This is a genomic window from Pseudomonas sp. AGC41, assembly GCF_057334555.1.
In genome coordinates, this window is sequence record NZ_JBHFJB010000052.1 from 52,380 (window position 1) to 60,784 (window position 8,405).

9 protein-coding genes are annotated in these 8,405 nt (G+C 60.8%); 8 read left to right on the top strand and 1 reads right to left on the bottom strand.

All coding sequences use genetic code 11. The annotated features are described in order from the left end of the window. The first annotated feature begins 260 nt into the window (after positions 1–260). Genes ACE04F_RS10765 through ACE04F_RS10790 form a run of 6 tightly spaced genes read left to right on the top strand, consistent with a single transcriptional unit; the run spans position 261 to position 6,215 of the window. Entirely contained in the window at positions 261–1,355 is a 1,095-nt protein-coding gene (locus tag ACE04F_RS10765; RefSeq protein WP_486106543.1) for an ABC transporter ATP-binding protein, read from the top strand. Further along, positions 1,355–2,464 carry an ABC transporter ATP-binding protein gene (locus tag ACE04F_RS10770; protein WP_486106545.1) on the top strand — a complete coding sequence of 370 codons (1,110 nt, stop codon included), beginning with the start codon at positions 1,355–1,357 and terminating at the stop codon, positions 2,462–2,464. Before ACE04F_RS10765 ends, ACE04F_RS10770 begins: the two co-directional genes overlap by 1 nt. Next, complete coding sequence (locus ACE04F_RS10775; protein ID WP_305495771.1) at positions 2,461–3,327, top strand: carbohydrate ABC transporter permease; 867 nt, start codon at positions 2,461–2,463, stop codon at positions 3,325–3,327. Before ACE04F_RS10770 ends, ACE04F_RS10775 begins: the two co-directional genes overlap by 4 nt. 10 nt (positions 3,328–3,337) lie before the next feature. Beyond that, positions 3,338–4,138, top strand: coding sequence for a carbohydrate ABC transporter permease (locus tag ACE04F_RS10780; protein WP_305495769.1), 801 nt, complete (start codon positions 3,338–3,340; stop codon positions 4,136–4,138). A gap of 10 nt (positions 4,139–4,148) precedes the next feature. After that, the gene (locus tag ACE04F_RS10785) at positions 4,149–4,421 is read left to right on the top strand and encodes a DUF2160 domain-containing protein (protein WP_486106548.1); all 273 of its coding nucleotides are present in this window, start codon (positions 4,149–4,151) and stop codon (positions 4,419–4,421) included. 51 nt (positions 4,422–4,472) lie between these two features. Next, positions 4,473–6,215 carry an ABC transporter substrate-binding protein gene (locus ACE04F_RS10790; RefSeq protein WP_486106550.1) on the top strand — a complete coding sequence of 581 codons (1,743 nt, stop codon included), beginning with the start codon at positions 4,473–4,475 and terminating at the stop codon, positions 6,213–6,215. Positions 6,216–6,393: 178 nt separating this feature from the next. Here ACE04F_RS10790 and ACE04F_RS10795 read toward each other — a convergent pair whose 3' ends face one another. Further along, positions 6,394–7,335 carry an alpha/beta hydrolase gene (locus ACE04F_RS10795; protein ID WP_486106552.1) on the bottom strand — a complete coding sequence of 314 codons (942 nt, stop codon included), beginning with the start codon at positions 7,333–7,335 and terminating at the stop codon, positions 6,394–6,396. A 170-nt stretch (positions 7,336–7,505) separates the two neighbouring features. Here ACE04F_RS10795 and ACE04F_RS10800 point away from each other — a divergent pair, with 170 nt between their 5' ends. Continuing rightward, positions 7,506–7,733 carry a hypothetical protein gene (locus ACE04F_RS10800; protein ID WP_486106554.1) on the top strand — a complete coding sequence of 76 codons (228 nt, stop codon included), beginning with the start codon at positions 7,506–7,508 and terminating at the stop codon, positions 7,731–7,733. A 96-nt stretch (positions 7,734–7,829) separates the two neighbouring features. Further along, the gene (locus ACE04F_RS10805) at positions 7,830–8,372 is read left to right on the top strand and encodes a hypothetical protein (protein ID WP_486106555.1); all 543 of its coding nucleotides are present in this window, start codon (positions 7,830–7,832) and stop codon (positions 8,370–8,372) included. Positions 8,373–8,405: the final 33 nt, after the last annotated feature.

Sequence of the window (8,405 nt, forward strand, 5' to 3'; positions counted from 1 at the left end):
CCCCCCCCCCCCCCCCCCCCCCACAAGGGTGGTGATCAGGCCAGCCGGTAGCGTTCATTCAGTGTTGTTCAATATTGTTCATTGTCAACCTGCACACTGTTCAATTGTTCATCCCTGATTGTTCACTTCTGTTCAGCAATGAACGCCAGTTTTACCGTCAAAAAAATAAAGCCAAGCATAATCAAGAGTTTGTGATTTCTGGCACGGCTTTCGCTTTTGCACTCGGGTCGCTTGACTCCAAATAATAAAAAGGCCGAGCCATGTCATTACAGCTTGAGCACATCTGTCGCACCGTCGAAGGCCAGACCTGGATCGACGATGCCAATCTGAGTTTCGAACCCGGATCCTTCAACGTTCTGCTGGGCCGCACGCTGTCCGGCAAGACCAGCCTGATGCGCCTGATGGCCGGTCTGGACAAGCCCGACAGCGGCCGCATCCTGATGAACGGCGTCGATGTCACCAAGCGGCCGGTGCGGCTGCGCAATGTATCGATGGTCTATCAGCAGTTCATCAACTACCCGACCATGACCGTATTCGAAAATATCGCCTCGCCGCTGCGCCAGGCCGGTATTTCCGAAGAGATTATCCAGAGCAAGGTCCTGGAAACCGCGAAGATGCTGCGGATCGATAAATTCCTCAAGCGCCATCCGCTGGAGCTGTCCGGCGGCCAGCAGCAGCGCACGGCGATGGCGCGAGCCCTGGTCAAGGACGCCGAACTGATCCTGTTCGACGAGCCGCTGGTGAACCTCGACTACAAGCTGCGTGAAGAACTGCGCCAGGAAATGCGCGAGCTGTTCCAGGCTCGTCACACCATCGCCGTCTACGCCACCACCGAGCCGAACGAAGCGCTGGCCCTGGGCGGGACCACGACGATCCTGCATGAAGGCCGGGTGATCCAGAGCGGCAAGTCGTCTTCCGTCTATCACCAGCCGCAAACCGTGCTGGCCGCCGAGCTGTTTTCCGAACCGCCGATCAACCTCATGCCGGGACGCATTGCCGGCAATGAAGTCAGCTTCGCCAACTTCGTGCACTTCCCGCTGAACGTCGACCTGCGTCCGGTGGGCGAGGGCGAGTTCCGTTTCGGCGTGCGCCCCAGCCATATCTCCCTGGTGCCGAGCAACGATGACGACCTGGAACTGGCGGTGACCGTCGAGGTGGCCGAAATCAGCGGTTCCGAGACCTTCCTGCACGTGCGCAACGAACACTTCCTGTTGGTGCTGCATTTGCCCGGCGTGCATGAGTATGACGTCGACGCGCCGATCCGCATCTACATCCCGACCCATAAACTGTTTGTCTTCGACGCCCAGGGCAAGCTGGTCCAAGCCCCAGGCCAGCGTATCGCGAGGGTTGCCTGATGGCCGAAATTCGTTTGCAGAACCTCGCCCACAGCTACACCAGCACCCCGGCGGGCCCCGAGGACTACGCGATCCGAGAGATGAACCACATCTGGGAGCAGGGCGGCGCCTATGCGCTGCTCGGGCCTTCGGGTTGCGGCAAGTCGACCTTGCTCAACATCATTTCCGGCTTGCTCAGCCCCTCCGAAGGGCAGGTGATGTTCGACAGCAAAGTCGTCAACGAACTGTCCCCGGAGCGGCGCAACATCGCCCAGGTGTTCCAGTTCCCGGTGGTCTACGACACCATGACGGTGTTCGACAACCTGGCGTTCCCGCTGCGCAACCAGGGCATGGCCGAGGCGCGGATCCACACCAAGGTGCAGGAAATCGCCGAGGTTCTCGACCTGCAGAGCCTGCTGGACAAGAAGGCCCGCAACCTCACCGCCGATGAAAAACAGAAAGTCTCCATGGGCCGTGGGCTGGTGCGCGACGATGTCTCGGCGATCCTGTTCGACGAGCCGCTGACGGTGATCGATCCGCACCTGAAATGGAAACTGCGGCGCAAGCTCAAGCAGATCCACGAGCAGTTCAACATCACCATGGTCTACGTCACCCACGACCAGTTGGAGGCCTCCACCTTCGCCGACAAGATCGCGGTGATGTACGGCGGCCAGATCGTGCAGTTCGGCACACCGCGTGAACTGTTCGAGCGCCCGAGCCACACCTTCGTCGGCTACTTCATCGGCAGTCCCGGCATGAACCTGATCGAGGTCCAGGCGCAGCCCGGTGGCGTCGGTTTCGCCTCGACCCACTTGCCGCTGTCCGAGACCCTGCAGCGGCGTGTCGCCGACGCGCAAGGCAAGAGCCTGAAGGTCGGCATCCGCCCGGAATTCGTGCATGTCTGGGACGGCCCTTACGACGACGCGATGCGGGCTGACGTGGTGCACGTCGAAGACCTCGGCACCTACAAGATCCTGACCCTCAACCTTGACGGCGCACCGCTGAAGGTTCGTCTGACCGAAGACAAACCGGTGCCGGAAGGTAGCGCGTACATCAGTTTTCCGGGCCAATGGCTGATGGTCTATGCCAATGAATATCTGCTTGAGTCCGCAGGCGAGGTGCAGCCATGAACAAGGTGCAGAACAACAAGGCCTGGTGGCTGGTGTTGCCGGTGTTCCTGCTGGTGGCCTTCAGTGCCGTGATCCCGATGATGACCGTGGTCAACTATTCGGTGCAGGACATCTTCGACCAGTCCAGCCGCTACTTCGTCGGCGCCGACTGGTACAGGCAGGTGCTGCTCGACCCACGGCTGCACGATTCGCTGTTGCGCCAGTTCATCTACTCGGCGTGTGTCCTGCTGATTGAAATCCCCCTGGGTATCGCCATCGCCCTGACCATGCCGACCAAGGGCAAGTGGTCGTCCCTGGTGCTGATCATCCTGGCGATTCCGTTGCTGATTCCGTGGAACGTGGTGGGCACCATCTGGCAGATTTTCGGGCGCGCCGACATTGGCCTGCTGGGCTCGACGCTCAACGCCATGGGCATCAACTACAACTACGCGGCCAACACCATGGACGCTTGGGTCACGGTGCTGGTGATGGACGTCTGGCACTGGACTTCGCTGGTGGCGCTGCTGTGCTATTCGGGGTTGCGGGCGATTCCGGACGTCTATTATCAAGCCGCGCGAATCGACAGGGCGTCGAACTGGGCGGTGTTCCGGCACATCCAGTTGCCGAAGATGAAGAGCGTGCTGCTGATCGCGGTGATGTTGCGCTTCATGGACAGCTTCATGATCTACACCGAGCCGTTCGTCCTGACCGGCGGCGGGCCGGGCAACGCCACCACGTTCCTCAGCCAGACCCTGACGCAGATGGCCATCGGTCAATTCGACCTGGGCCCGGCGGCGGCGTTTTCCCTGGTGTACTTCCTGATCATTCTGTTGGTGTCCTGGCTGTTCTATACCGCCATGACGCACTCCGACGCCAACCGTTGAGGCCCGCACAATGAGCAAGAGAAAGCTGATTCCGCTTTTGATCTACATCCTGTTCCTGCTGGTGCCCATCTACTGGCTGCTGAACATGTCGTTCAAGAGCAACACCGAAATCCTCGGCGGCCTGACGCTGTGGCCGCAGGATTTCACCTTCCAGAACTACAAAGTGATCTTCACCGATCCGAGCTGGTACACCGGTTACCTCAACTCGCTGTACTACGTGAGCCTGAACACGGTGATTTCCCTGGCGGTCGCGCTGCCGGCGGCCTATGCGTTCTCGCGCTACCGCTTTCTCGGCGACAAGCATCTGTTCTTCTGGCTGCTGACCAACCGCATGGCGCCACCGGCGGTGTTCCTGTTGCCGTTCTTCCAGCTGTACTCGTCCATCGGCCTGTTCGACACCCACATCGCCGTGGCTTTGGCCCACTGTCTGTTCAACGTGCCACTGGCGGTGTGGATCCTTGAAGGCTTCATGTCCGGCGTGCCGAAAGAAATTGACGAGACCGCCTACATTGACGGCTACAGTTTCCCCAAGTTCTTCGCCAAGATCTTTATCCCATTGATCGGTTCCGGCATCGGCGTCACGGCGTTTTTCTGCTTCATGTTCTCCTGGGTCGAGCTGTTGCTGGCCCGGACACTGACCTCGGTGAATGCCAAGCCGATCGCGGCGGTCATGACCCGCACGGTGTCGGCGTCCGGTATCGACTGGGGCGTGCTGGCGGCGGCGGGGGTGTTGACCATCCTGCCGGGCATGCTGGTGATCTGGTTCGTTCGCAACCACGTGGCCAAGGGCTTTGCCCTGGGCCGGGTCTGAGGAGTCGATGATGGAATGGATGAACTGGACCGCCCCCACGGCGGCATTCTTTGGGGTCATCGCCGTGCTGCTGGCAGGCATGACGACGTGGGAGTTGCGTTCGCCGAGTGTCCCTCGGCGTGGTTTCCTGCCGATTGCCACGACGCGTGGCGATCGGTTGTTTATCGGTCTTCTCGGTAGCGCCTACCTGCACCTGCTGGTGATCGGCGTTACCGACTGGAGCATCTGGATAGCGTTCGCGTTGTCTCTGGTGTGGCTGTTGGCAGTGATGCGGTGGGGCTAGTCGCGACAATTCGACGACGATCAGGCTCTTAAACCCAAACAGGAGGTCTCTATGTTCGATAAAAACAATAAGCTGCGACATAGCGTTTCATTGGCAGCCATGCTGGCACTCAGCGGGCTGAGCGCTACGGCCTGGGCCGACGCCTATGAAGACGCCGCGAAAAAATGGATCGGCAATGAATTCAAGCCGTCGACCCTGACAGCCGAGCAGCAGCTCGAAGAACTGAAGTGGTTCATCAAGGCCGCCGAGCCGTTTCGCGGGATGAAAATCAACGTGGTCTCGGAGACCATCGCTACCCACGAATATGAATCCAAGGTACTGGCCAAGGCGTTTAACGAAATCACCGGGATCCAGCTGACCCACGACCTGCTGCAGGAAGGCGACGTGGTGGAGAAGCTGCAGACCCAGATGCAGTCCGACAAGAACATCTACGACGGCTGGGTCAATGACTCGGACCTGATCGGCACGCACTTTCGCTACGGCAAGACCGAGTCGATCACCGACCTGATGGCCAACGAAGGCAAGAATTTCACCTCGCCGACCCTCGACCTCAAGGACTTCATCGGCATTTCCTTCACCACCGCGCCGGACGGCAAGGTCTATCAACTGCCCGACCAGCAGTTCGCCAACCTCTACTGGTTCCGCGCCGACTGGTTCGAGCGTGCGGACCTGAAGGCCAAGTTCAAGGAAAAATACGGCTACGAGCTGGGCGTACCGGTGAACTGGTCGGCCTATGAAGACATCGCCAAGTTCTTCTCCGAAGACGTCAAGGAGATCGACGGCAAGCGCGTCTATGGCCACATGGACTACGGCAAGAAAGACCCGTCCCTGGGCTGGCGCTTCACCGACGCCTGGTTCTCCATGGCCGGCGGCGGTGACAAGGGCCTGCCTAACGGCTTGCCAGTGGACGAGTGGGGCATTCGCGTCGAAGACTGCCATCCGGTCGGCTCCAGCGTCACTCGTGGCGGCGACACCAACGGCCCGGCCGCCGTGTTCGCCACCACCAAGTACGTCGACTGGATGAAAAAATACGCGCCACCGGAAGCGGCGGGCATGACCTTCTCCGAGTCCGGTCCGGTGCCGTCCCAAGGCAACATCGCCCAGCAGATTTTCTGGTACACCGCTTTCACCGCCGACATGACCAAGCCGGGCCTGCCGGTGATGAACGCCGACGGCACGCCGAAATGGCGCATGGCGCCTTCGCCACGCGGTCCGTATTGGGAAGAGGGCATGAAGCTGGGCTATCAGGACGTGGGTTCCTGGACCTTCATGAAATCCACGCCTGAGAAGCAGCGCCTCGCGGCCTGGCTCTACGCGCAGTTCGTGACGTCCAAGACTGTGTCGCTGAAGAAAACCATCGTTGGCCTGACGCCGATTCGCGAATCGGACATCAACTCCCAGGCGATGACCGACCTGGCGCCGAAACTCGGTGGCCTGGTGGAGTTCTATCGCAGCCCGGCCCGTGTGCAATGGTCGCCAACCGGGACCAACGTGCCGGACTATCCACGTCTGGCACAACTGTGGTGGAGCCACATCGCCGAAGCGGCCAGTGGCGAGAAAACCCCGCAACAGGCTCTCGACGGGCTGGCCAAGGATCAGGACGCGATCATGACGCGTCTGGAACGCTCCAAGGCCCAGGCCACCTGCGCACCTAAGATGAACCCTGAGCGCGACGCGCAATACTGGTTCGATCAACCGGGCGCACCGAAGCCGAAACTGGCGAACGAGAAGCCTAAAGGCGAGACGGTGAATTATGCCGAACTGCTGAAGTCGTGGGAGGCGGCGCGTAAGTAACGCTTCAACCGAAAAACAACGGCACCGAAAAGGTGCCGTTTTTTTTGCTCCCGATTCTGAAGTAAACCCAATCCCCTGTGGGAGCGAGCCTGCTCGCGAAAGCGGTGTGTCAGTTCGCCCCGATGTTGAATGTACTGGCCCCTTCGCGAGCAGGCTCGCTCCCACAGGAATGTTTGGTTTAACCGGCCTTGGCCGGGCTTGCCTGGGCGTTTCCGGCCACCGGGGATGGGCGGGCATGCATCAACGCATCCAACGCCTGCCGATACGTGCGACCCGCCTGGCTCATGCTGTTGTTATGCGTGGCACCCGGCACCAACAACAAACGCTTCGGTTCCCGGGCGGCATTGAACAGCTGCTCGCTGAAGCGTGGTGGTACGTAGCGGTCGGCGGCGCCGTGGACGATCAGCAGCGGCATGTTGATCTCGCCGATCTTGTCGATGGAATCGAACTTCTGCGACAGCAGCCAGCGCACCGGCAGGGAAGTGTTGGCCATGGCGGTGGCGACATCGCCCAGGGACGTGAAGGTCGATTCGATGACCAGGCCTCGGGCGGGCACGGGGGTGCCATTTTTTGCCGCCTCCTGACCCAGTTCCGCCGCAAGATCCACCGCGACGGCACCGCCCAGGGAATGGCCGTAGATCAGGCGCAGGGCCGGGTCTGGTTGCAGCACCGCAAGACGCTCCCAGGCGATTCTTGCATCCTCGTACACGCTGGCTTCAGAGGGTAGGTCCCCTTGGCTGTTGCCAAAGCCACGGTAATCGATCGCCATGACCGAATAGCCCAGCGCCCGCAATTGCTGGATACGGAACAGCTGGCCGGTCAAGTTCCAGCGCACGCCGTGCAGGTAAAGGATGGCCGGCGCGTTCTTGCGTTCGGCCGGCCACCACCAGCCGTGGATGTTTTCCCCGGCCTTGAAACTCTTGGGCTTGAGGTCGAACTCTTGCACACCGCTGGGAAGGCCGCTGAACCAGCTCGCCGTCCCCGGCTCGATGCGAAACACCAGCTCGCGTTCCTTGTGCTGCAACACCGCGCAGCCCACCGGTAGGCCGACCACCATCGCGGCCATGAACAACCAGGCCAGCCAGCGTTGCCTGAGGCGAGAAAGTAAGGATGAAGGCATCGACGCGATTCGCTACTCGGGACAGAAGCTGCGTTTTAGCAGATTCTTCGGCGGGCGCGCAGGGATTTCGGACGGTTTGCCTGTGGCGGGGGACTTCATGCAACCCGATCGAACTCTCGCCGTTCCGCCCCACTCGAAATTTAATATTCAACCCTGTCGAGGACGATGTCATGACGCGCGAACATTCGAAAACAGCCAGCCAAGTCGGCAACGCTGCGCCAGCGAAGGATGCTGCCGGCGACCCGGTGGACGTGGTGGAGCGCGATGTGCGCCACCCGGATCCAGCCACTGACAAAGTCGACAAGACGATCACGCCCAAGTCGATCAAGAGCCATGAGCAGGACGCTGAGAAATTGCGCGACAAGGTCGGGCAGGTGGAGAAAAAGCTCGGCCGCTGAGTGGCGACTGTCATTCGTCAGGAGCCCGCTTTGCAGCGCTGGAAATTGTCCCATCCGTGTGCCTTACTCCCTGTTCCTTAGGGGGAGGGCAACGGGATGCGACGTAGAAGCGCAGCGTATTGGTTGTGGGTGAACCGTCGGCTGGCGGGGCGCAACCACGAAGAGGTCCTGGAGGACGGCACGCAGGTCGAGGTCCAGGCGCGGATCAACCAGCAGAGCGTGACGCAACTTTTCATCTGTGTTTATCGGCCGAACGGATCCGTCTGGGTCGAGGAATTCCATGATCGCGCGTTGCGCGAACCGTTGTGCCAAGCGCTCGAATGGGGCCTGGGCCGGGCCCGGGACATCGTTGCCGGTAGCGCATGTTTCAAGGCGCCCCACAAGATCCAGATGACCCTCGGGCCATTGATCCGGGACGAATGCACCCTGGCCCTGAGACGCATGGACATGAGCGATGAAGAGCGCCGCAACCTCAAGATCCGCGATGCCTGGACCGAGTACGTCAACGCCAAGGCAGCGATGCTGGCGCTGATGCGTTCGGCCCGGGTCGAAGCGGATGCCTGGGAGACGCAGAAGCGTCGGCTGCGCGAAGCCATTGATCGGCGCGCCTCCCTGGCCCGAGCGTGCCTGGGCAATTGACGAAAGCGCAGCACTGTTATCCCTGTGGGGGGG